The 21925-nt window shown below is 65.4% G+C and carries 17 protein-coding genes; 9 read left to right on the top strand and 8 right to left on the bottom strand.

The annotated features are described in order from the left end of the window. The first annotated feature begins 73 nt into the window (after positions 1–73). Together ACZK2V_RS11925 and ACZK2V_RS11930 are read left to right on the top strand one after the other, a co-directional pair. Complete coding sequence (locus tag ACZK2V_RS11925) at positions 74–796, top strand: DUF3526 domain-containing protein (protein WP_486322364.1); 723 nt, start codon at positions 74–76, stop codon at positions 794–796. Between the two features lie 12 nt (positions 797–808). Next, positions 809–1519, top strand: coding sequence for an ABC transporter ATP-binding protein (locus tag ACZK2V_RS11930; RefSeq protein ID WP_049422253.1), 711 nt, complete (start codon positions 809–811; stop codon positions 1517–1519). On the opposite strand, the gene ACZK2V_RS11935 is transcribed toward ACZK2V_RS11930, so the two are convergent. The 3 genes from ACZK2V_RS11935 to ACZK2V_RS11945 all read right to left on the bottom strand — a co-directional run bounded on the left by ACZK2V_RS11935 (position 1516) and on the right by ACZK2V_RS11945 (position 4307). Then, positions 1516–3357 carry an asparagine synthase-related protein gene (locus ACZK2V_RS11935; protein WP_486322365.1) on the bottom strand — a complete coding sequence of 614 codons (1842 nt, stop codon included), beginning with the start codon at positions 3355–3357 and terminating at the stop codon, positions 1516–1518. The genes ACZK2V_RS11930 and ACZK2V_RS11935 overlap by 4 nt on opposite strands. Positions 3358–3368: 11 nt before the next feature. Then, positions 3369–4073, bottom strand: a complete 705-nt coding sequence (locus ACZK2V_RS11940) for a lasso peptide biosynthesis B2 protein (protein ID WP_486322366.1) — start codon at positions 4071–4073, stop codon at positions 3369–3371. 72 nt (positions 4074–4145) lie between these two features. After that, positions 4146–4307 carry a hypothetical protein gene (locus ACZK2V_RS11945; RefSeq protein ID WP_162292259.1) on the bottom strand — a complete coding sequence of 54 codons (162 nt, stop codon included), beginning with the start codon at positions 4305–4307 and terminating at the stop codon, positions 4146–4148. Between the two features lie 157 nt (positions 4308–4464). Between ACZK2V_RS11945 and ACZK2V_RS11950 the strand changes: the two genes are divergently transcribed. Then, positions 4465–5439: a hypothetical protein gene (locus ACZK2V_RS11950; protein WP_486322367.1), complete on the top strand. Its 975-nt coding sequence runs from the start codon at positions 4465–4467 to the stop codon at positions 5437–5439. A 628-nt stretch (positions 5440–6067) separates the two neighbouring features. Beyond that, on the top strand, positions 6068–6589 hold the full coding sequence (locus ACZK2V_RS11955; protein WP_478467697.1) for a helix-turn-helix domain-containing protein: 522 nt from the start codon (positions 6068–6070) through the stop codon (positions 6587–6589). Between the two features lie 49 nt (positions 6590–6638). Here the strand turns inward: ACZK2V_RS11955 and ACZK2V_RS11960 are convergent, their stop codons facing one another. Beyond that, positions 6639–7643, bottom strand: a complete 1005-nt coding sequence (locus ACZK2V_RS11960) for an extracellular catalytic domain type 1 short-chain-length polyhydroxyalkanoate depolymerase (protein ID WP_458074379.1) — start codon at positions 7641–7643, stop codon at positions 6639–6641. A 221-nt stretch (positions 7644–7864) separates the two neighbouring features. On the opposite strand from ACZK2V_RS11960, the gene ACZK2V_RS11965 reads away from it, so the two are divergent. From ACZK2V_RS11965 to ACZK2V_RS11980, 4 genes are read left to right on the top strand one after another with little or no spacing between them, the layout of a single operon-like run. After that, a complete protein-coding gene (locus ACZK2V_RS11965; RefSeq protein WP_486322368.1) occupies positions 7865–10027 on the top strand; it encodes a TonB-dependent receptor in 2163 nt (720 codons plus the stop codon). 32 nt (positions 10028–10059) lie between these two features. Further along, a complete protein-coding gene (locus ACZK2V_RS11970) occupies positions 10060–10938 on the top strand; it encodes an alpha/beta fold hydrolase (RefSeq protein WP_049422247.1) in 879 nt (292 codons plus the stop codon). Then, positions 10935–11411: a MaoC family dehydratase gene (locus tag ACZK2V_RS11975; RefSeq protein ID WP_049422246.1), complete on the top strand. Its 477-nt coding sequence runs from the start codon at positions 10935–10937 to the stop codon at positions 11409–11411. The genes ACZK2V_RS11970 and ACZK2V_RS11975 overlap by 4 nt, the downstream gene beginning before the upstream one ends. Positions 11412–11447: 36 nt before the next feature. Then, the gene (locus tag ACZK2V_RS11980; protein ID WP_486322369.1) at positions 11448–14777 is read left to right on the top strand and encodes a hybrid sensor histidine kinase/response regulator; all 3330 of its coding nucleotides are present in this window, start codon (positions 11448–11450) and stop codon (positions 14775–14777) included. Positions 14778–14781: 4 nt separating this feature from the next. On the opposite strand, the gene ACZK2V_RS11985 is transcribed toward ACZK2V_RS11980, so the two are convergent. After that, positions 14782–15456, bottom strand: coding sequence for a response regulator transcription factor (locus ACZK2V_RS11985; protein WP_032127250.1), 675 nt, complete (start codon positions 15454–15456; stop codon positions 14782–14784). 129 nt (positions 15457–15585) lie between these two features. On the opposite strand from ACZK2V_RS11985, the gene ACZK2V_RS11990 reads away from it, so the two are divergent. Then, complete coding sequence (locus ACZK2V_RS11990) at positions 15586–17232, top strand: fatty acid--CoA ligase (protein ID WP_486322370.1); 1647 nt, start codon at positions 15586–15588, stop codon at positions 17230–17232. Between the two features lie 127 nt (positions 17233–17359). Here ACZK2V_RS11990 and ACZK2V_RS11995 read toward each other — a convergent pair whose 3' ends face one another. The 3 genes from ACZK2V_RS11995 to ACZK2V_RS12005 form a co-directional block, all read right to left on the bottom strand. Continuing rightward, on the bottom strand, positions 17360–17851 hold the full coding sequence (locus ACZK2V_RS11995; protein WP_049422243.1) for a hypothetical protein: 492 nt from the start codon (positions 17849–17851) through the stop codon (positions 17360–17362). A 178-nt stretch (positions 17852–18029) separates the two neighbouring features. Beyond that, positions 18030–18773 (bottom strand): FadR/GntR family transcriptional regulator, encoded by a 744-nt coding sequence (locus tag ACZK2V_RS12000; RefSeq protein WP_049401514.1) that lies wholly within the window; start codon positions 18771–18773, stop codon positions 18030–18032. 102 nt (positions 18774–18875) lie between these two features. Continuing rightward, complete coding sequence (locus tag ACZK2V_RS12005; RefSeq protein WP_486322371.1) at positions 18876–21767, bottom strand: TonB-dependent receptor; 2892 nt, start codon at positions 21765–21767, stop codon at positions 18876–18878. Positions 21768–21925: the final 158 nt, after the last annotated feature.

Consider the following 21925-nt stretch of genomic DNA (forward strand, 5'->3'; position numbering starts at 1 on the left):
GTGCTGCTGCCCGCACTGGCCATCCTCCTGGCGGTGACGATCGGGGCCGGCGCGCAGTCCTGCGGGCCTGGCCATGCTGGCCCTGACCGTCCTCCTGTACGGCGCGTTCTGGCTGGCCCTTGCACTGCTGATCGGCTGCCTTGCCCGGCGCACCACCGAAGCGGCCATCGCCGCCGGCGCGCTGTGGCTGCTGATCGTGGTCATGGCGCCGTCGCTGGCGCTGGCCACGGTGAATCTGATCGCGCCGCCGCCGTCACAGATGCAGTTCGCCACCGAAGTAAAGGCGATGCAGTCCGACATCGCCACGCGCCAGCGGCGCGAGCATGCGACGTCGGCGCCAGTGAATTCGCCGTCCCCCGTCATCTCCGACACTGTGCGCCAGGCCTACGCCGATCGGGTTGCAGCTGACCGGGAACTGGAACGCCTGATCGCCTCGCATGCGCAGGCCGAGGCCGCACATCGCCAGGTTCTGGACAAGGTGCGGCTGCTGCTGCCGGCCGTCGCGACACAGGACGCGCTCGACCGCATCGCAGGCTCGGATGCCGACCGCGCGCTCGACTTCCAGGGACAGGTCCACTCCTTCTGGCAGGCGCGGCGGCTGTTGCACAAGGCCTATCTGGATCGTGACGCGCCGCAGACCTTCGAAGAGTACGACACCCTGCCCCGCTTCCAGTTCCACGAAACAGCCGGCGTCGCCCAACGTGGTGTCCTCGCCGATCTCGCCGCACTGATCATTGCCACCCTGCTTGTCCTGCTTGCAGCCGGTGCATTGCGCAGCCGGCTGGCAACGCCCTGAGGAGACGTCCACATGCTGTCTGCAAAAAGCCTGGTCATGGAACACGGTGCACATCGGGCGCTGGATGACGTCAGCTTCGAGGTGAAGCCCGGCGAGATCTTCTGCCTGCTGGGCGCCAACGGCGCCGGCAAGTCGACCACCATCAAGCTGTTCCTTGGCTTTCTGAAACCCACCTCCGGTGCGGCCGAAGTGGACGGTCTCAGTGCGCACCAGCAGCCGCGGGAGGTACGCCGGCGGCTGCTGTACATCCCCGAGACCGTGGCGCTGTACGACGAGCTGACCGGCTACGAGAATCTGGACTACTTCGCCCGCCTGGCCGGTGTCGAGGAACGCTCGCCAGCGCGGTTGAAGGACGCACTCCGGTCCGCCGGCCTGGCGACCGACGCATTCGGGCGACGCGTGGGCCTCTATTCCAAGGGCATGCGGCAGAAGGTCGGCATCGCACTGGCCATCGTCAAGGAAGCCAGGGCCCTGTTGCTGGATGAACCCACCTCGGGCCTGGACCCAACGGCGTCAGCCGAATTCCATGAGTTGATCGTGCGGGAACGCGATCGCGGCACGGCGATCCTGATGGCCACCCACGATCTGTTCCGCGCCCGGGAAGTGGCGACCACGATCGGCCTGATGCGGGCCGGCCGCCTGCGCAGGACGCTTGATGCCAGCACAATCACCGCGAACGATCTTGAGAGCCTGTACCTGGAAGAAATGAGCCGCAGCGCCTAGGCCACGGCGGCCGCCTGCGCGCCACGCTGGCCGGACCAGCGCCGCAGCCACGCTTCGATGTTGATCTGCGGGCCGAAGATGCCGAGCACCTGCGACGAGTGGTCCGGGCCGACCTGCTGGATGCCCGCATCGGCCAGCGCGCTGTCGAGATAGCCGCGCTTGGCCAGCATACCGTCAACCAGCAGATTCCTGATGAACTGCTGGTGCCCCTGGGTGACCGCCACGGAGTGATCATCCAGATAGGATTTCACCTTCCGCGACAGCAGCACCTCCGGCAACAGTCCCTTCATTGCACGCCGCGCGATGGTGCGGTCTTCCGCGTCCGCGATGAGCAGGTGCAGCGGAACACGCGCGAACAGTTCGACAAGCGGCTGCGCACTGATCGGCGATACGCCATGCCAGTGGCCTGCACCTTCGAAGGGATCAAGGACGCTGGTCGGAAACACCATGCGGCCAATATGGGCCAGCTTGTAGGGTGATACGCGATGCCCCTGCGCCTGCGCGTGCCGCAACCAGGCCGGCTGCAGGCCATCCTGTTCGGCGCGGTCCACCCGCACCCATGGGCACGGTTTGCCCCAACGGCCATTGATGCGGCCTGGCCGCTTGAGCAGACCATGGACCATCGCATCCTTCAGCACGCCGTACAGTGAATCGCCGGACTGCGCGGTTTCGAAGGCGACGCGGAAGAAATCCCGGTCGATGCCGCGCCGCCAGGCGTAGTCGATCGCAGCGGCATTGCCCTTGAAACGCAGGAACACCGCATCACCGCCAACGCCGGTGAACTGCACGGTGTCACCGTCGAAGGCCACTTCACGGCGGTGGAGAAGATAGCCGGAACAATGCGCCGGCCGGGCTGTACGCGGGAAGGTCATGATCTCTTCCAGCGCGCAGTGAGGTTGCCTTCGATACTCGATGTATTCGCAACGCCTGCCCGAGGAATCACTGGCCCCTTGCACTGCCATCCGCGCGAACAGCCGTTCGTCGGCACCGATGCCATCATCGTAGTGGTGGACACACGTCACCTCCGGTGCCGACGGCGCCTGCAACAGGCCGGCCAGGATGATCGAGGAATCCAGCCCGCCTGACAGCTGCAGCTGGATGCGCCGGTGCGGGCTGGCCAGTGCACCGATGCAGCCCAGCAGCGTGGAACGCGCCAGCGACACGGCTTGCTGAAGATCTTCGATCGGCGCGTCGCGGGCCAGCCGCACCACGTCCCACTGGCAGTGCCGGCCCACCGGCTCTCCATCGCGGATTGAAACCGCTTCACCCGCTTCGACCGCAGTGACTTCCTCGAAGCCGGTCTGCAGGCCATCACGAAACGGGTACAGCAGCGAGTACGACAGGAAGGACCAGTCAACACTGAATTCGCGCAGACCCAGCATCAGGCAGTCTTCCATGTTGGAGAAGACCAGCGTCAACTGGCCCACCGTGGTCATATAGCACGGGATCTCCGCAGTGGGATCGCGCAGGACGAACCAGCTCGACGTTTCCTGCTGGAAGCCGAACGCCACGTAGCGGCCCCAGTAGTGTTCTACGATGCTGCGGCCCTGGCTGCTGCAGGCGGCGTCCGCTGTGGCGGGATCCAGGTTCACGCAGCAAGGCACTTTGCCTTCGCCGAACGTCTTGTCGAACAGCTTGCCCAGTACCACCAGCGCGTTCGAGCGATTGCATTCGAAATAGCCGTGGTTGTCGCTATGCACATGGATCGCCGCGCCGTTGTCGTTCAACACGCAGGCGATGCCGGGCAGCCTGGCGCCGATCCTTTCCACGATGCGTTCCGCCTGCGCCGTCGCGGATTCCGAGTGGGTGTTCCAGAGCACGGCGATGTATCGGTACATGGCAGGTTTCGTTACAGCACCGGGATGGGAACCATCCGGCGCAGGTTGAAGGGAATGTCGGTCAACACCTGATCGCCGTGCTGCAGCCAGCAATGCGCGGCGAACGGCTGGGTTCTGACGGCGAACACCCAGGCCGGAACGATGCCGTAGTTCGACAGGAATCCGCGCATCGCCAGGCAGTAGAGAAAGCACTCATCGGTTTTCCTGAAGGCCAGGGGTCGAAGCCAGTCGAACACCCGCACCCGCAGGGCCAGTTCTTCAGCGCTTACCGGCCGGCTGTGGCCGCGATCCGCCCGACGGCGCACGGCCGACACCGTGGAACTGAAAGGAAGGAACGTTCTGCTGCAGGCGGCATAGGCGCACGAGGCGATGAATCGACGCAGGTCGCGCGCCATGATGGGCGGACGGCCTCGCGGCGCGCCTTCGCGCGCCCAGTACCGAGGCAGCGCAATGGCAGGGCTGGCAGCGGATTTCCCCTGCTGCGGATCCGCGGTGATCAGGCGGCGGTCGATCAAGGCCTGCAGAAGCCTGGGCGTGCTTGCGTCATCGGACTGCAGGGGCCAATCGAGAACGAGCTTGCCAAGGCCTGCGGCGCCGCGTTTTTCAAGGGAAAGATACTTTCCCGTGGCCTGGTCCAGAATCACCATCGCATCGCCGGTGACACAGACGTGGGCGTGCTTTGACAGGAAATACGGGGCGGCAGCCTGCTCCATCATGCGCTCCTGCGCCGGAACCGGAGAAGCGGTGCATGCAGGGCATGCACCGCAGATGCGACATTGCGCGGTAGATCAGGGCGACGTGGTCGGGAACACGCCATCCCACAACGTGCCGTGGTTGTGCGCCTTCGTTTCCGAAACCACCGAGCCCAGCTCGATCAGTTCGCCACCCATGCCCTGATCCTCAGGGTTCTGCTGTCCTGCCACTACACCCAGCTCAATCAGCTCGTTCATGAACATCTCCTATCGTCAGTGGATGTACCCGCGCATTGCGTTGGATCGCGTTGCATTGGATACGGAGCAGCCAAGCCACCATCGCCGCGACATTGCAGGGCGATTGCCGCCAAGGCACCTGAATGTTACGATATAACATATTATTTTGGCGTGACGAATGACGCCAGTGGCCCGTTGTCGATATGACCTACGAGAGGCGAGAGGGATGAGCAGCGAGATCAGAGACGACGGCCTGGATCCCACGCTTCTGCTGAAAGGGATGTTTCCCTTGCCGAAGTTCATCCGTTTCGTACGGGAGCGTTGCCCACCGGGACGCTTCGACGAGGCTGCGCTGGTGGAGGAATGGCGGACGGCACGTGCCGAGGTGCTGAGGCTGCGGCAGGAGGAAGCCGGTGAGGCCGACGCCATCAATGTCCATGCGTTACCGGATGAGATGCTGCCGCTGGCTGAGCAGGCGCTGCGACAACCCTCGATGCACCGCATGACGAGTGTTCTGCCACGCAGCTGGCAGATGGTCGAGATCGATCGACTGGTGATCTTCCAGGAGTGCATCAACCTGCGTCACATCGATCAGTTGGCGGCATCCCTGACCGCCTCGCCCAGCGCGCAGGAGGTCATGCAGCTTGTCGCGCGCAGCGGCAGCCATGCACATCCGGAAGTGCGCTTCACCCAGTCCGATGGCAGCTACACCTTCGCGTCCACCTCGAACGACCTGCGCTTCCTCGATGTGGCGACCCTCGATCCGGCTGCCATCGCCGACTACGAGCCGTTCGGCGCAGCCAGCCACGCCGTCGTCATCTATCTGGGTTTCAGTGACAACCTGATCAGCGCCACCCGGTTCGGCAGGCGCATGGTGCTGACCAATGGCTCCCACCGCCTGTACCTGCTGCGCCGGCTCGGGTTCCGCCATGCGCCCTGCCTCGTCACCGATGCCTCCGACAGCGACCTCAGCGAAGTTCTGCTGCCGGCGGCGGTCAAGCAGGATCGCGGGTTCTACCTGTCTTCCCCGCGTCCGCCGCTGTTCAAGGACTATGTCGATCCTCGCCTGACCTGCGTCGTGCCGGTCACCCGCAAGCACTACGCTCTGAGGGCCAAGCTCGACCTGCAGAGGATCACGGTTCCGGCCTTGTAGGCCAGGCTGTCCAGCTGCTTCGATGTCGTGCGGTCGACATGGCCGGATTGGTGAATCACCTGGCGGAACTGTCGAATGACGCCTGCGGGCTTGCCGCATACGCTTCCCATCCTCAACAAGAGAGGATGTCAGCGTGATTGAACAGCCACGGACCACCGAAACCACAGGAAAGGACGCGCCGATCGTCCATGTTCTGATGGGACTGATCTGTGTCTGGCACCGGCGCCAACCGGGGTCGGCACACGATGACCAGTGAGCGCCACCGTGCTGTGCGGCGTCCCTCTCGGACCTAGGCGCCGCCGTGGAGATTTCGATTGCAGGGCTGAGCGAGATTGGGCCCGACTACCCGGACCGTGTCGATCTTCCGGTGATGGTGCTTGGGCTGGACCCCATTCCAGATGCCTGGCAGATGCCCTTCCATGCGCACCGGAAGGCACAGCTGCTGGTTGCCACGCGCGGCTTGATCATGCTGGAGACTGCAGCCGGCCTGTGGGTGGTTCCCCCACAGGGTGCGATCTGGATTCCCGGTGGCCTGTCCCATCGGGCCAGCAGCAGTGGGCGGCCGCACGGGTTCGTGGTGTTCGTGGAACCCGGTGTCGTGCCGGGGCTGCCGACGCACTGCGCTGCAATGGCGATCACCCCGTTCATGCAGGCCCTGCTGGAGCGGGCGTCCGCCCTTCCCGGGCACTACGAGCCCGGCAGCGCGCAGGACCGCCTGATGGCCGTGTTCCTGGATGAGCTGATCGCCGCGCCACCGGAGTGGCTCCATCTGCCCATGCCATCCGATGCAAGGTTGCGCCGGCTTGCCAACGCAATGCTGGACACGCCAGCCGAACGGGCAACGCTTGAAGTCTGGGCGAGCCGGATTGGAATGAGCGAGCGCAACATGTCGCGCCTGTTCTCTGGAGAAACCGGTTTAAGCGTAAGGCGCTGGCGCAGGCAGCTGCATGTGGTGGTCGCGCTGCCGCTGCTGGCCAAAGGCAGGACAGTACAGGCCGTTGCGGACCACCTGGGCTATGACAGTGCCGGAGCGTTCGTGACCATGTTCCGCAAGACCGTGGGTGCACCACCCAAGCGCTTCCTCGCGGAGCGAGGCACTCGGCAGCGGGCATCGGACGCCGACGATCAGCGGCCGCAGGAGCCACGTTGACGGATGCGGGAGCGCGTGGCTCCCGCACCGGCAAGGATTGTCCTTCCCCTCAGCGCTGGTAGTCCTTCAGGAACAACCAGGTGATCAGCGTGGCATCCGGCCCCTTCGGGTCGGTGAACGGCAGGCCGGACTGGCTGCCGCTCCACGCATGGCCCATGCCCTGCACCACATAGTGCTGCACCAGCGTCCTGCCACCGTAGGCGTAGGTATCCACTGTATACGCACGCCCACCCGGCACCTGGCCGTGATAGCTGCTGGTCGGCACGTACTTCACCGAGTCGTTGTCCAGGCCGTCGTCGGCCAGATCGTTGGTCTGCAGGAACTGGCGCACGGCCTGCTGGCCGTTCACCGGATTGACAGTTAGATCGGCGCTGCCATGGAACACCAGCACCGGCAGCGGTCGGGGCGACGGCGATCCCGAGCACTGCCAGGCCAGACGGCCATTGCTGTCCGGCGAATAGATGCTGCCGGCCAGCAACGCGTAGGCGCTACCCGAAATCGTGGTCGCACCCTTGAACATGCCACCGGAGTGGATGGCGCCGGCAGCGAACACATCCGAATAGCAGGCCAGCATGATCGAGGTCATCGCGCCGCCCGCGGAAATGCCGGTGACATAGACCCGGTGCGGATCCACGCTGTAGCCCGCTTTCACCTTGTCCACGATGCCGGCCAGGATCGATGCTTCGCCGCTGTCGCGGGCCTGGTTGATCGGCAGCTGCCAGTTCCAGCAGCGGGCCGGATTGGAGGTGACGTTTTGCCGGGGGTAGACCACGATGAACCCCTCAGTGTCGGCCACATCGTTGAAGCCGGAGGCCTCGCCCATCAGGTTCGGCCCGGTCACACAGCCGTGCAGCACCAGCAGCAGCGGCAGTGGCTGGGCCGCGTCGTAGCCGGCCGGCACCCAGACCTGGTACTCGCGGGCGCCGAACAGATTGCCGTACAGGCCGATATCCCAATGACCGGCCGGGCCAGCGGCAACCGCGCTGCCCGCCATCGCCAGCCAGCTGCACAACACCAGCAGTACCGCCTTGATCGAATCGATTCCGGATTTCATGGCCAGATCCTCGTGCGTGAGTCGTGGATGAAGGAGTACCGGGGACCGCTTCCGGTTGGGGGCGCGCCCAGTATCCGCATCCACGGGCCGCTGCCGACTGGACCTAGGTCCACTCGCTGCTTGCCCATGACACCGCTAGCCTTGGCTGCAGGGGTGGCAATGGGCCATCCGCACGCTCATGCCTGGGGGAGGACCGAATGAAACGGAATTGTTTGAGTCTCATGATCGGCGCGCTGCTGGCCACGGGGCCGGTACTGGCACAGGAATCACCGACGGCAGGCAGATCCGCTTCGCCGACCAACCTGGACAGCATCAAGGTCACCGCGCGCAAGCGTGAGGAAACCCTGCAGGAGGTGCCGGTGGCAGTCACCGCATTTACCTCCGAGGCGCTGGACAAGATGAATGTCCAGGACATCAGCGACCTCGATGCGCAGGTGCCCAACCTGACCATCTACGCGGCGCGCGGCGCCAGCAGCACGGTCACCGCCTACATCCGTGGCATCGGCCAGTCCGACCCCGCCTGGGGCGCGGACCCGGGCGTCGGCATCTACTTGGATGACGTCTACATCGCACGTCCGCAGGGTGCGCTGCTGGATGTGTTCGATGTCTCGCGTATCGAGGTGCTGCGCGGCCCGCAGGGCACGCTCTACGGCAAGAACACCATCGGCGGCGCGATCAAGTACATCTCGCGCGGCCTGCCCACCCAGACCGAGGGCTTCGCCCAGATCACCGTGGGCAACTACAGCCAGCTGGATGCGAAGGCGGCCATCGGCGGCCCGATTGGCGGCGCCGACAGTGGCCTGCGCGCCCGTGTGGCGGTGGCCAGCATGAACCACGACGGGTTTGGCGAGAACACCTTCAACGGCCAGCCGGTCAGTGACAAGCAGATCAATGCCGCACGACTGAACGTCGGCGCGTACGCGGGCGATGACTTCGACGTGCAGTTCGCACTGGACTGGATCGATGACCAGTCCGGCATGCGCGGTTCGAAGATGCTGGCGCCCAACCCGTTCCTGCGCGCATACCCGCCGATGGACAGCCGCTATGACATCCGCTCGGGCATGCGCAACCTCAACAACGTGGAGAGCAAGGGTGCCTCGGCCACGGTGAACTGGCGGCCGAACGAGGACATTGCGCTGAAGTACGTGGTCGCCAAGCGTGAATCGGACAGCGAGGCCAACATCGACTTCGATACCGCGCCGGTCAAGCTGGCCGACGTGGGCGGCACCTATCACGACGACCAGGTCAGCAACGAAGTGCAATTGAACTACGATGCCGGCGGCCGGGTGCGCGGTGTGGTCGGCCTGTACCAGTTCAGTGGCGAGGCGGGCGGCCAGATCCAGAACAACTACTTCAGTGCGCAGTTCGCCGACAACCAGGGCAAGGTGTTGACCGACAGCATCGCGCTGTACGCGGACTGGACCTTCGACCTGACCAGCAAACTCAAGCTGGATGTAGGCGCCCGTTACACCGACGAGGACAAGCGCGCGATCGTGCTGAACCGCCTGTACGCCGACCCGGCCTTCAGCCGCCCGGTAGCGGTGACCGCGGACTTCGACAAGAAGACCAACTTCAAGAACGTCTCGCCCAAGGTCTCGTTGGACTACCAGATCACTCCGGACATCATGGTCTACGGCCTGGCCACGCGTGGCTTCAAGTCCGGTGGCTACAACATCCGCGCCAACGCGGTGGCCGTGCCACGCTCGGCCGAGCCGTTCGACGACGAGACCGTGGACAGCTACGAGGTCGGCAGCAAGATGGCCTTCCTCGACCAGCGCCTGTTCCTCAATCTGTCGGCCTTCTACAACAAGTACAAGGACATCCAGTTGTCGGTGTTCACCGGCCTGGATACCAATGGCGACGGTGTCGATGACTCCTTCTTCGGTGATTTCACCAATGCCGGCGCAGGTACGGTCAAAGGCCTGGAAGTCGAGTACCAGTACCTGCCCAGCCAGCACTGGCTGATTTCCGGCAACCTGGCGTGGCTGGATACCAAGTACGACGAGTACATGGATCGTGGCGTCAACGTTGCCAGGCAGATGAAGTTCACCAATGCACCGGAATTCTCCGGTGCATTCAACGTGGAGTACCGCACCGACCTGGCCAACGGCAGCAACCTGTCGGCACGGGTGAGCTACAGCTACCAGAGCGAAGTGTGGCCGACCACTGATCTCAGCCCGGTGATCCGCCAGCAGGGTTACGGGCTGGTCAATGCCGGCGTCATCTGGCGCCTGGATGATGCGTGGACCTTCTCGCTGCAGGGCACCAACCTGGCCGACAAGGAATACCGCACCACCGGCTACAACATCCCGGCGGTCGGCACGCTGATTGGCTTCTATGGTCCGCCACGCCAATATAGCCTCAGCGTCCGTTACGATTTCTAGCGCATCCGTTACGATCTCCAGGAAGCTTCTGCATGACGCAGTCTTACGACGACCTGTACTGGAACAGCAATGATGGGTTGCGCCTGCACGCGCGCGACCATGCACCCGATGCGGGGCAGACAGCGCGTGGCACGGTGGTCTGCATTCCCGGGCTGACCCGCAATGGCGCCGATTTCGATGCGCTTGCCGATGTGCTTACCGCCGAGGGCTGGCGCGTGATCGCGGTCGACCTGCGCGGTCGCGCAGGGTCGGAACGCGCATATGACCCGTCCAGCTACAACCCGCGTGCCTATGCGGATGACATGGTTGCGCTGCTGCGCTCGCAGAACATCGCCAAGGCGGTATTCGTCGGCACCTCGCTGGGCGTGCTGGTGACCATCACCCTTGCCTCGCGCGCGCCCGAGCGGATCGCGGCCGCGGTGCTCAACGATGCCGGCCCCAAGGTGCCGCGTGAGGCGCTGGCACGGATCGGCAAGTACGCCGGCAAGCCGGTGCCGCCGATGGACCTGGTGCAGGCCACCGCTTACGTGGAATCCATCGGCAAGGCCGCGTTCCCTCGCTTCAGTACCGACGACTGGCGGCAGATGGCGGTGCGCACCTTCCGCCCGCGCAGCGATGGACTGCTGGAGCTGGATTACGATCCGGCCGTGATCCGAACGACACGTCCGTGGCTGCTGTGGTTGCTGCGGCCGGTGCTGTGGCATGCGGTTCGTGGGCTGACCGCACGGGTGCCGGTACTGGTGGTGCGCGGTGCGCTGTCCGACATCCTGCCGGCCGATGTCGCGCGGCAGATGGCGGCCACCTCGGAAAGTGCCCGCCTGGTGGAAGTGCCGGATGTGGGACACGCTCCGATGCTGTCCGAGCCAGAGGCACGTGACGCGATCCTGACCTTGCTGGAGCGTGTGGCGTGAGTGCAGACAGCAACCTGCCTCCCGCGCTGCAGGCGTTGCAGCAGTGGGCGGCCAGCGAGCGGGTGAGTGGCGTGACCCACGTGGACCAGGCGCGCATCGATGCCTTTGCCGACGCCACCGGCGACCACAACTGGATCCACGTCGATCCAGGCCGCGCGCAGACGCAGCTGCCGGGCGGGCAGACCATCGCGCACGGCTTCCTGCTGCTCTCGCTCACCGTGCAGGACGATGTGGCCGCCCTCACCGGCTTCCCCGGCATCGCCCATGTGCTCAACTACGGCCTCAACAAGGTCCGCTTCCTGGCGCCGGTACCCAGCGGGTCCGGGGTGCGGGTACGCTCGCAGCTGCTGTCGCTGGACGCGCGCCAGCCCGGCCAGTGGCTGCTGACCCAGCGCAAGGCCGTCGAGCGGGTTGCCGATGACGAGCTGGCACTGGTCGCTGAGCAGCTGTCACTGATCGTGGTCGCTCCCTAGCACCACCCTGCCCGGTTCTCTCCCTACACTGGAGCGATGTTGACGCCCTCCATCGTCCTCTTCGCCTGCATTGCATGGACCGCACTGCTGTTTGGCGTGGCGCTGTGGGGTGAGCGCAGGGGGCACCGGCTTTCGAAGGCATGGCCGCTCATCTATGCGCTGTCGCTGGCCGTGCACTGCACCGCGTGGACCTACTACGGCGCGGCCTCGCAGGGACTGCAATGGGGCTTCCCGATTCCACCCACCCTGGCCGGCATGGCGTTGATCTTTGCGTTCGGCCTGCCCTTCCTGCTCCGCCTGGGGCGGCTGGCCAAGCAGCACAACAGTGCCACCATCGCTGATCTGGTCGTCGCACGACTGCGTGCCGATCGCGGCCTCGGCTTCACCATCACCCTGGTGGCACTGTTCGGCATCATTCCCTACATCGCCCTGCAGTTGAAGGCTGTCAGTCAGGGCCTGGGCGCGCTGCTGGGCGATCGTTTCGCGCCTGCTGCCGCGCAGCTGGACATGTCGTTCTGGTTCGCGCTGACGATGGCCGCGTTCACGCTGCTGTTCGGTGCACGCAAGGCATCGGCCACCGAGCCCAATCGTGGCATCGTGGTCGCACTGGGGCTGGAGTCGGTGTTGAAGCTGGTGGCGCTGCTCGCCATTGGCCTCTATGCGGCGCTGTCGGTGCGCCAGGCGGGTACGCCGCTGCTGGAAAAGATGGCGCAGCTGCCGCCACCGGCCATCATGCCGGACTATCTGACCATGGTCGCGCTGGGGGCGATCTCCGCGTTTACCCTGCCGCACCAGTTCCATGTCGGCGTGGTCGAACTGCGCCAGACCTCGGACCTGAGGACGGCACGCTGGTTGTTCCCGGTCTACCTGCTGCTGATCGGGCTTCCGTCGGTGCCGATGGCGCTGGCCGGTGCCGCGCAGCTGCCCGCATCGGTGTCGCCTGACCTGTACGTGCTGGCGCTGCCGCAGGCCGGTGGCCACCACCTGCTGGCCTTGCTGGCCTATCTAGGCAGCCTGAGCGCCGCCACCGGCATGATGATCCTTTCGGGGCTGACCCTGTCGATCATGCTCGGCAACCATGGCTTCGGCTCACGGTTGCTGGACGGCATTGCCGGCGGTGCCGCGGCGGCCGACCTGCGTCCACGCGTGCTGGCCTTCCGCCGTGCCGGCATCCTCGCCGTGTTCCTGATGTCGTGGCTGTACAGCCGGGCGATGAGCGACACCGAGGCACTCAGCGATTTCGGCCTGATGTCCTTCACCGCCCTCTCGCAGCTGGCACCGGCGGTCCTGCTGGCGGTGTATCGCCCGCGCACGCCCTCTCCGGCCATCATCGCCGGCATCGTGCTGGGGTCGTTGGCCTGGCTGTGGCTGGTGCTGCTGCCGATGGTGATCCCTGCCACGCCGCCCGCCTCGGGCCCCGATGACCTGCACTGGCTGTCCGTGGTCTCGCTGCGCCTGCAGTCGGGCCATATCGCCATCAGCATGGGCGCCAGTCTGGCGGTCAACCTGCTGACGGTTGCGCTGGTGTCGCGCGCGGTGCGTCCCTCGTTGCCGCGACGACGGGATGCGGTGGCGGCAGCCTCGCTGCGCAGGACGGCCGGACGCTTCCTCGGCCAGGAGCGGGCCCGGCAACTGATGGATGGGCATGCAGGGCAGCTGCTGGACGACGACCGGGTCATCACCATCGAACGCGAACTGAGCGCCGTGGTCGGCGCGGGCATGGCGCGCCTGCTGGTGGAGGCCGCTCGTGATGGCGGTGCCGCGCCCTTGGATGCGGTAACCCGTGCTGTAGGCGAAGCCACTCAGGCGCTGCGCTTCAACCAGCGCCTGCTGGAAGCGGCGCTGGAAAACATGAGTCAGGGCATCAGCGTGGTCGACGCGCAGCTGCAGCTGGTGGCCTGGAACAGCCGCTACGCCGCGTTGTTCAAGTTTCCGCCCGAGTTGCTGCAGGTCGGGCAGCCGGTGGTCAATCTGACAGCGTGGGCGCTGGCCGAACTGAAGATCGGCGACGGCCCTGGTGACTCTCGCGACAAGGCCCTGCAGCGTCGCGTCGCACACATGCGACGTGGCACGCCGCATCTGTCCGAACGGATCTTCCCCGACAACACCATCGTCGAGATCCGTGGCAATCCAATGCCCGGCGGTGGCTACGTGGCCACCTTCACCGACGTCACGGCCTTCCGGCGTGCCGAGGAAGCGCTCAAGCGCAGCAATGAAACCCTGGAGCGCCGCGTGCAGGACCGCACCGCACGGCTGGAACAGGCAGTGCACGAAGCCGAGCGCGCGAACGTTGCCAAGACACGCTTCCTGACGGCGGTCGGCCACGACCTGATCCAGCCACTGCATGCGGCGCAGCTGCTGACCGATGCGATGTCGCAGCACATCGAATCGGAGTTCCTCGACAGTTTCCTGCGCCAGATCCGTGGTGCGCTGGACTCCACCGACGACCTGCTGTCCGGGCTGCTGGATATCTCCCGGCTTGAGGCGGGTGGACTGGTCGCCGATCCGCGCCCCTTCGCGCTGTCGACCGTCCTGGATCCGCTCGCGCAGGAGTTCGCGGTACTGGCGGCGGCGCGCGGCCTGCAGTTCCGCCATGTACGGAGCCAGGCCTGGGTCCATAGCGACCCCCTGCTGCTGCGCCGGGTGCTGCAGAACTTCCTGGCCAATGCCATTCGTTACACCCGCCATGGCGGTGTGTTGCTCGGTGTGCGCCGCCAGGGACAGGCACTGCTGATCGGTGTGCATGACACCGGCCCCGGCATTGCTCCGGAGCAGCAGGCGGTGGTGTTCGAGGAATTCCACCGGGTCGATCGCAGCAACGGCCAGGGACTGGGCCTGGGCTTGACCATCGCGCACCGCATCGCCGACCTGCTGCACGCACCCCTGCACCTGCGCAGCGTGCCCGAGCACGGCTCGGCCTTCTCGATCAGCGTGCAACGCGCAGCACCCCCTGCGACCCCGCGCAGCTCGCCGCCGGCAGCCGGCAGCAGCGCGCTCAAGGGAGTCCGCGTGCTGGTGGTCGACAACGACCCGGACGCATTGGAGGCGATGCGGCAGCTGCTGCTTTCCTGGGGTTGCGATGTCATCGCGGCAGGCCAAGCCGATGACATCGGACCGTCAGCGCACGAGGCGGCGCTGTGGCTGTTCGACTATCACCTGGATGATGGCGATACCGGTGTTGCGCTGTGGAAGCGCCTGGTAGGCATGCATGGGCCGCGGCCGACGGTGATCCTCAGTGCGGATGCCGGCAGCGATACGCGCGAGGCGGTGCGCGGCGTTGGGCTGTCCCTGCTCAACAAGCCGTTCAAACCGTTGGCGCTGCGCTGGGCGATCAACCACCTGCTGGCGGCCAGCACCACGCCCTGACCGGTCAGGGCTCAGGCAGTTCTTCGATCTGCCGGGACGGATCGGCCAATCCCATTTCGTGCAGCACGCGGATGGCCTGCGCGCGGTTGCGCACGCCCAGCCGCTCCATGATGCGTGTCATGTGCGCCTTGACCGTGCGCAGCTGTACGCCCAGCCGGTCGGCAATCTGCTTGTTGAGCAGGCCCTCGGCCACCAGCCCCAGCACCTTGTACTGATGTGCCGACAGGCTGGCCAGGCGTGCGGCCAGGTCGGCATCCCTGCTGAACGTCGCCACCCGCGCCACCGGTTCGCGCAGCAGCGCCGGGATCCAGCGCTCGCCCTCCAGCACGGACTGCAGCGCGGACTGCAGCTCGTTCAAACCCGAGCTCTTGGGCAGATAGCCCGCGGCGCCAAGGTCGATGGCACGCCGGATGACCTGCGGCTCCTCGTTGGCGGAGACGATGATGATCGCCAGGCCCGGCTGCAACGCACGGATCGTGGCCAGCCCGGCCAGTCCGTGGTTGCCCGGCATGTGCAGGTCCAGCAGCATCAGATCGATCGACTGGTTCTCGATCACCTCCAGCACGCTGTCCAGCGAATCAGCTTCGCTGATCTGCAGATCGGCGACCGCCTCTTCCGCCGCGCGATGCAGTGCCGCGCGGAACAAGGGGTGATCGTCGGCGATGAGCAGGGTGGGCATGTCCTGGCGAGATTATCAAATCGGGTGCGCGCGGGAACAGGTACCTAGGTACGCTGGTGCAGCAGGAAGGGCTTGCTAGTGTGGTGCGGAGAAGGCCGGCGACCGCAACGCCGCCCACGAGGAAATGCCATGTCATCCGCCCCCACTCCCGATGCCCCTGCCTATCCACTGCTGATCAAGCAGCTGCTGCTGATGCCGCTGGCGGTGAGCCCTGAACAGGAAATCGTCTACGGCGACCAGGTCCGATTCGACTACCGCACCCTGCAGGCGCGCATCGGCCAGCTGGGCGGCCTGTTGACCTCGCTGGGAGTCGGCCACGGCGACACGGTGGCGGTGATGGACTGGGACAGCAACCGCTACCTGGAGGCCTACTTCGCCGTGCCGATGATCGGTGCGGTGCTGATGATGGTGAACGTGCGCCTGGCCCCAGAGCAGATCGCCTACACGCTGAACCACAGCGGGGCGCGGGTGATCCTGGCCAACCGCGAGTTCCTGCCGCTGCTGGACGCCATCGACGAGCAGCTGCCGGACCTGCGCACGCGCATCCTGCTGGACGATGCAGGCGGACCGCTGCCGCCAGGCTTCGCCACCGAGTACGAAGCGGGGTTGCGCGATGCCACGCCGATCGTCCGCTTCCCGGACTTCGACGAGAACGCCCGTGCCACGGTGTTCTACACCACTGGAACCACCGGGTTGCCCAAGGGCGTGTATTTCAGCCACCGGCAGCTGGTGTTGCATTCGCTGGCGGCGATGGCCGCGCTTGGCGGTGCACCCCGTCAAGGCCGCCTGCATCGTGACGATGTCTACATGCCCATGACCCCGATGTTCCATGTGCACGCGTGGGGCCTGCCCTACGTGGCTACGGCGATGGGCATCAGGCAGGTCTATCCGGGGCGCTACCTGCCTGCGACGCTGCTGGCATTGATCGCCCGTGAGAAGGTGACCTTCTCGCACTGCGTGCCAACCATCCTGCACATGCTGCTGGAGCATCCGGACGCGGCGCAGACCGACCTGGAGGGCTGGAAGGTGATCATCGGCGGTGCCGCCCTGCCGCGTGCGCTGGCGCAGCGTGCACTGGCGCGGGGCATCGACATCTTCGGCGGCTATGGCATGTCCGAGACCTGCCCTCTGCTCACCATCGCCCAGATCGACGTGGACAGCGTGACCGATGCCGATGAGGTGCTGTCGCTGCGCACCAAGGCCGGCATACCGGTACCGCTGGTGGACCTGCGCATCGTCGACCCGGGCATGAAGGATGTCGCCCACGACGGCATCGCCACCGGAGAGGTCGTCGTGCGCGCACCCTGGCTCACCCAGGGCTATCTGCACAATCCGGATGCATCTGCAGCACTGTGGGCGGGGGGCTATCTGCATACCGGGGACATCGGCAACATCGATGAATGCGGCTACCTGAAGGTGACCGACCGTATCAAGGATGTGATCAAGACCGGCGGTGAGTGGATCTCCTCGCTCGCCCTGGAGGACATCATCGCCCTGCATCCGGCGGTCAGCGAAGTCGCGGTGATCGGCATCGCCGACACGAAATGGGGCGAGCGGCCGTTGCCGCTGGTGGTCAGGCAGCCGGGCAGTGAGGTGACCGAAGCGGAGATCATAGAACTGGTCGCTGCGCGAAGCCGCTCGGGGGACATCTCACGGTATGCGATTCCGGAACGGGTCAGTTTCGTGGAATCGATCGAGCGGACCAGCGTGGGCAAGATCAACAAGAAGAAGCTGCGTGGGTTGCATGACCCAGCGACTGGCTCGGGCCGTGGGTGATCTCCGCTTGATCGCCGAGGTCAGTGTTCGCACGGCGAGGCATGAAGCGGCGCCCCGGGACGATGATCTCCCGGGGCACCACTGCTCTGCAGCAGACCTGGTTCAGTTCTGCCAGGACCGGTCACCCTCAGTCGATGCAGGGTCCCTTCGCAGCGATCTCCGTGCCGGATCCCTTCGCACCAATGGCGGCGGGGCCCTGGCATGCATCAAAGCTGTACTTGATCAGCTTCCACGCCCCACTCGACCACCGGTATGTCCACGACTCGGAAGCACCGCTCGGCAAGGTATTGGAGATCGAGATGACCTCGCCCTCCACACCACGTGCAGGCAATGGAACAGGCGGGCCCGCTGCACCGGCCGGCTTCAGGCTGCCAGCAGACTGATAGCTGTGCGAGATGGCCAGTTCGCCCGTCTGCAACGCCGGCGCGTAGGCGGGCGAATTCCGTTTGATCCAATCGACGATGTAGCCGGCTTCCAGCGAATCCGACGCGTACGTGGCCTTCGCAACTACAGTGGCGGTCGCGGTGCCCGCGATCGGTCCTGCATTGACGCTTCCACCGGGGACTCCACTCAGTGCCAGCACCAATGGCAGCGCCGCGCCCAACAGCGAGAACTTCATACCCTGCTCCTTGTGTGTATGCAGCTTTCTCAACGGGCCGTCTATGACCCGCGGGCAGTATAGGCATTGCGGACAGGCTGGGCATCGGCGCAGTCATGCCCATTTCTCATATCCATCAGGCTTCGAGCGCGAGCTGCCCTGCTGAAGGTCGCAGCGCCGATTGTGTTGAACGCGGCGCTTAGATCCGCGTCGTTGCCATGAACCGTTCGCGGTCCTGCTGCGTGCGGCGGCGGATCTCCTCCAGCGCCTGGCTTTCGGTCGCCTGCAGCATGGCTTCGAACAGGCGCTGGAAGTGAAGGCGCATCGCATTGCGCGCGGCCACCGGATCACGCGCGCGCAGTGCTTCGAAGATCGCCATGTGCTCGTCCGCACGGCTCGCGCCATCATCATGGCAGACCCGGGCATAGACCTCGGTCACCCGCGGCAGTTCGCTGCGCATGCGCCAGATCTGCTGCACGAAGAATTCCACCACCGGGTTGCCGGAAAGCCGTGCGATGGCCAGGTGGAAACGGCGGTCGTACTCGCCGGCTTCCGCGTCACTCAGGTCGCGACGGCACAGCGCTTCGGCCAACGCCTGCAGCTCGGCAATGCCGGCATCATCCAGATTGCTGGCAGCCAGAGCGGCGGCCTCGGCCTCGAATACCGCGCGGGCGGCGGTGAGGTCGAAGGCGCTGACATCCGGCAGCCCGCCGGACGCCTGCGTCGGGCGCGGTTTCACATGCACGCCCGAGCCGATGCGGATGGCGATCCAGCCCTGCGCTTCCAGTGCGATCTCGGCTTCGCGGATGGTGACCCGGCTGACACCGAACCGTTCGGCCAGCTCACGCTCGCCCGGCAGCCGCGAGCCCGGCGGAAATTCGCCGTCCTCGATCAGCTTGCGGAGCTTGGCAGCGATGGTCTGGTAAAGGCGGTTGGCGGACATGCGGCTGACCCTTGGCGATTCCTTCCGGGTCCCTGCCCTGCCACCGCGGCCGGCAAGGGTCCGGTTGGAGCGACGGCGCGACCACTGGCCGCGCCGCCCTGTTCAGAACTTGTATCGTACACCGAAATACGCACGCCGCCCGTAGGTCACCACTTCGCGGAAGTTCCCATAAAGCGGCTGGTAGGCCACGCGCGGCTCGTTGGTCAGGTTCATCAGCTCCAGCGACAGCGACAACTGCTTGTTCACCCGGTAGCGCAGGCGCAGGTCCACGCTGGTGTTGTCATCGTAGTAGCGGTTCTGCTGCGCGGTGTTGCCGGTGAAGTCCTGGTAGTAGTGCGAGCGGAACTTGCCGATGGCCTGGATGTTGAAGCGCCCGACGTCCCAGTAGATCGAGCCGGACAGCACGTGCCGCGAGAAACCACTCAGGCCAGCCGGTGGCACGATGGCCGGAATGATTGTGCCATCGCTGGCCAGCTGCTCGCCCAGTCGCGAGTCCTGGGTCTGATAGTCGGCATCGGCGTAGTTGTAGCTCAGCTTGAAACCCAGCCCGTCGAACGGCTTGGGCAGGTACGACAGTCGATGGGTGGCGGTCAGCTCGAAGCCGGTCAGCGTGCTGTTCTCGTCGGTGGTTACCTGTTGCCGCACCGGTACGGTCACGCTCTGGCCGTCGATGGTGTAGGTCTCCGGCACCAGCGCAGTGGCGGTGCCGCCGTTGAACTGCTTCCAGTACACCGCGCCGGCCAGCATCGTGTCCGGGTTCGGGTACCACTCCAGGGAAAGGTCGCCGTTCCAGGACATCAGCGGCTGCGCGGCGGGGTTGCCGCTGGCGCTGATGTCATCCAGCGCTGCGGCCAGGTTGCCGTAGGTGGCATCACTGCTCACGTTGATGGTGCGCCCGGCACCCAGCGCGGCAATGTCCGGCCGTGACATCGCGCGATATGCACCGACCCGCAGCAACACGTCCGGGCGCAGCTCGAAGGCCGCGTTGAGGCTGGGCAGCAGCTTGTCGTTGCCCGCCTTGAACACCTGCGTGCTGTACTCGCCGGTGGGTTGCAGGCGGATCGTCCCGTCACCGTTGTCCTCGATGCGCAGCCCGGTACGCACGCCTTCAGAACGAACATCGGTCTTGACCCAGCGCAGTCCGAGGTTGCCGGTCACCGGCAAGCCGAACAGGGTGCTGCTGAACTCACCCATCAGATAGAGCGCGCGTGTCTTCTCGGTGATATCGACATTGTTCGGATCCTGGAAACCCGGATCCAGCCCGCTGTCGAGGCTGCCGCGGAACGACTGGTACAGGCAGTTCGGATCGAAGTACGCCCACGAGGAGATCGTGTTTCCGCTGGCGGCATCCATGAAGTCATCCTGCGGGAAGGGTGCACGGCAGGCCTGGTTGGCGGCGATGATCTTCGCTTTGTCGGCCGCCACGCGCTGGTCGTAGTCGGTTACCAGGGTGTTGTCGCGCAGGCGGTAGTCGGCCTGGCTGGCGCGCACGCCGCCCTTGATGCGGGTGAAGAAACCGGACTCCGGCATGAAGCTGGCATCGAAGCGGCCGGCCTTGATCCTGTGGTCATTCTCGGTGGCGCTGGAGGTCACCCGCGCCGCCCCCGTATAGGCGTCCCAGTTGTTGGGGTCGAAGTTCGGCGCCAGGGCAACACTGGGCACTTCGCCGTGCCAGTCCCAGTCATAGTCCACGTAGCCGGTGGCACCACTACTGATACCGGGCACGACGGCATTGTTGACGTCGCGCTGGTTGGCGCGCAGGCGCGTCATGCGCTCGCTGTCGAGGCGATTGGTGTGCGAGTAGGAAAGATCGGTAGACAGCTCCCAGGCCGGGGTCGGGCGCAGGATCAGGTTCAGGCCACCCCCGGTGTATTCCTCGCCACGCCAGTAGCGGTTGGAGGTGGAATCAATCGAGGTGCTGCCGTGCAGGTGGCGCACGATACCGTCTTCGTCAACCTCGCGCTGGGTGATGCCGCGTCGTGCGTTGGACAGGCTCAGATCGCTGCGGTTCTCATACCAGTTGCGCTCGGTGTGCTCGAAATCGAGGTTCACTTCAACCACATCATTTGGCCGCCACTGCAGCGCGGCGAACTCGCTCTGCCGGTCGTTGCGCTCCTGCTTGAGCCGGTAGATGCGGCTGCTCGGCACCAGGTAGTACCGCGCACCGTTGGCGATGGCCTGCGCGGACACTTCGTTGCAGTTGGCATTGCCCACGTTCTGCGTGCCATCGCAGGCATACCAGGTGGAACCGCTGGTAATGCTCTCTTCCGGATCGGTGCCGTCCAGGCGCTGGAAGCCCAGTGAGATGCCCAGCTTCTGCCCGTTGCCGAACTCGAACTGATCGATGTAGCTGGCGGTGCCGCGATAGCCGATGCCGTCCTTGTCACGGTACTTGCTGTCGTACTCCGCCCAGCTGCCGCGCAGGTCCAGCTGCGCTGCACGCTTGCCGTACTCCAGTGGGCGCACTGTTTCCAGGCCGATGGTGCCGGCCACGCCGCCTTCGATGATGTCGGCGCGCTGGGTCTTGTAGATGGCCACCGTGTTGATCAGCTCGGCCGGGAACATGTTGAAGTTCACCGAGCGGTCGCCGCTGCCGTTGGTGATCTCGCGGCCGTTGAAGTTGGTGCTGCTGAGAAAGGCGCCCAGGCCACGGATCGAGATCTCCGAGGCGCCGGTCTTGTCGCGGGTCGAGGCGGCGCCGGTCAAGGTCTCGATCGCATCGGCCAGCGACGGTGCCGGCAGGTCGCCGATGTCATCAGCCGAGAGCACGTCGGCGATGACCGTGTCGTCGCGCTTCTTGTTGATCGAACTCTGCATTGATTCGCGGATGCCGGTGACCTGCACCTGGTCCAGCGTGGTGGGATCCTGCCCTGACGCGTCCTTGCTGGACTGCGCCTGGGCCGCGGGCATGCCCGCCAGCACGGCCAGCAGCGCCACGATCAGGGGCGTAGGGGACAACGAGATGCTGTGCACTGCTCCGGCGGGTCGCCGCATGGTTTCCTCCTCCCAAAGGATCGCCTGCATGCCAGGCGTGGGACGCAGCTTCGGCACGGTGCAATGAAAATGTCAACCAATTGGTATGCGAATGTTCAAATGCCTTTCATCCATACCAGTTGAATGCAATTTAATGTGCTCATGCAGCATGACTTTGC

The sequence above is a fragment of the Stenotrophomonas sp. 93052_Sma genome, assembly GCF_056481145.1.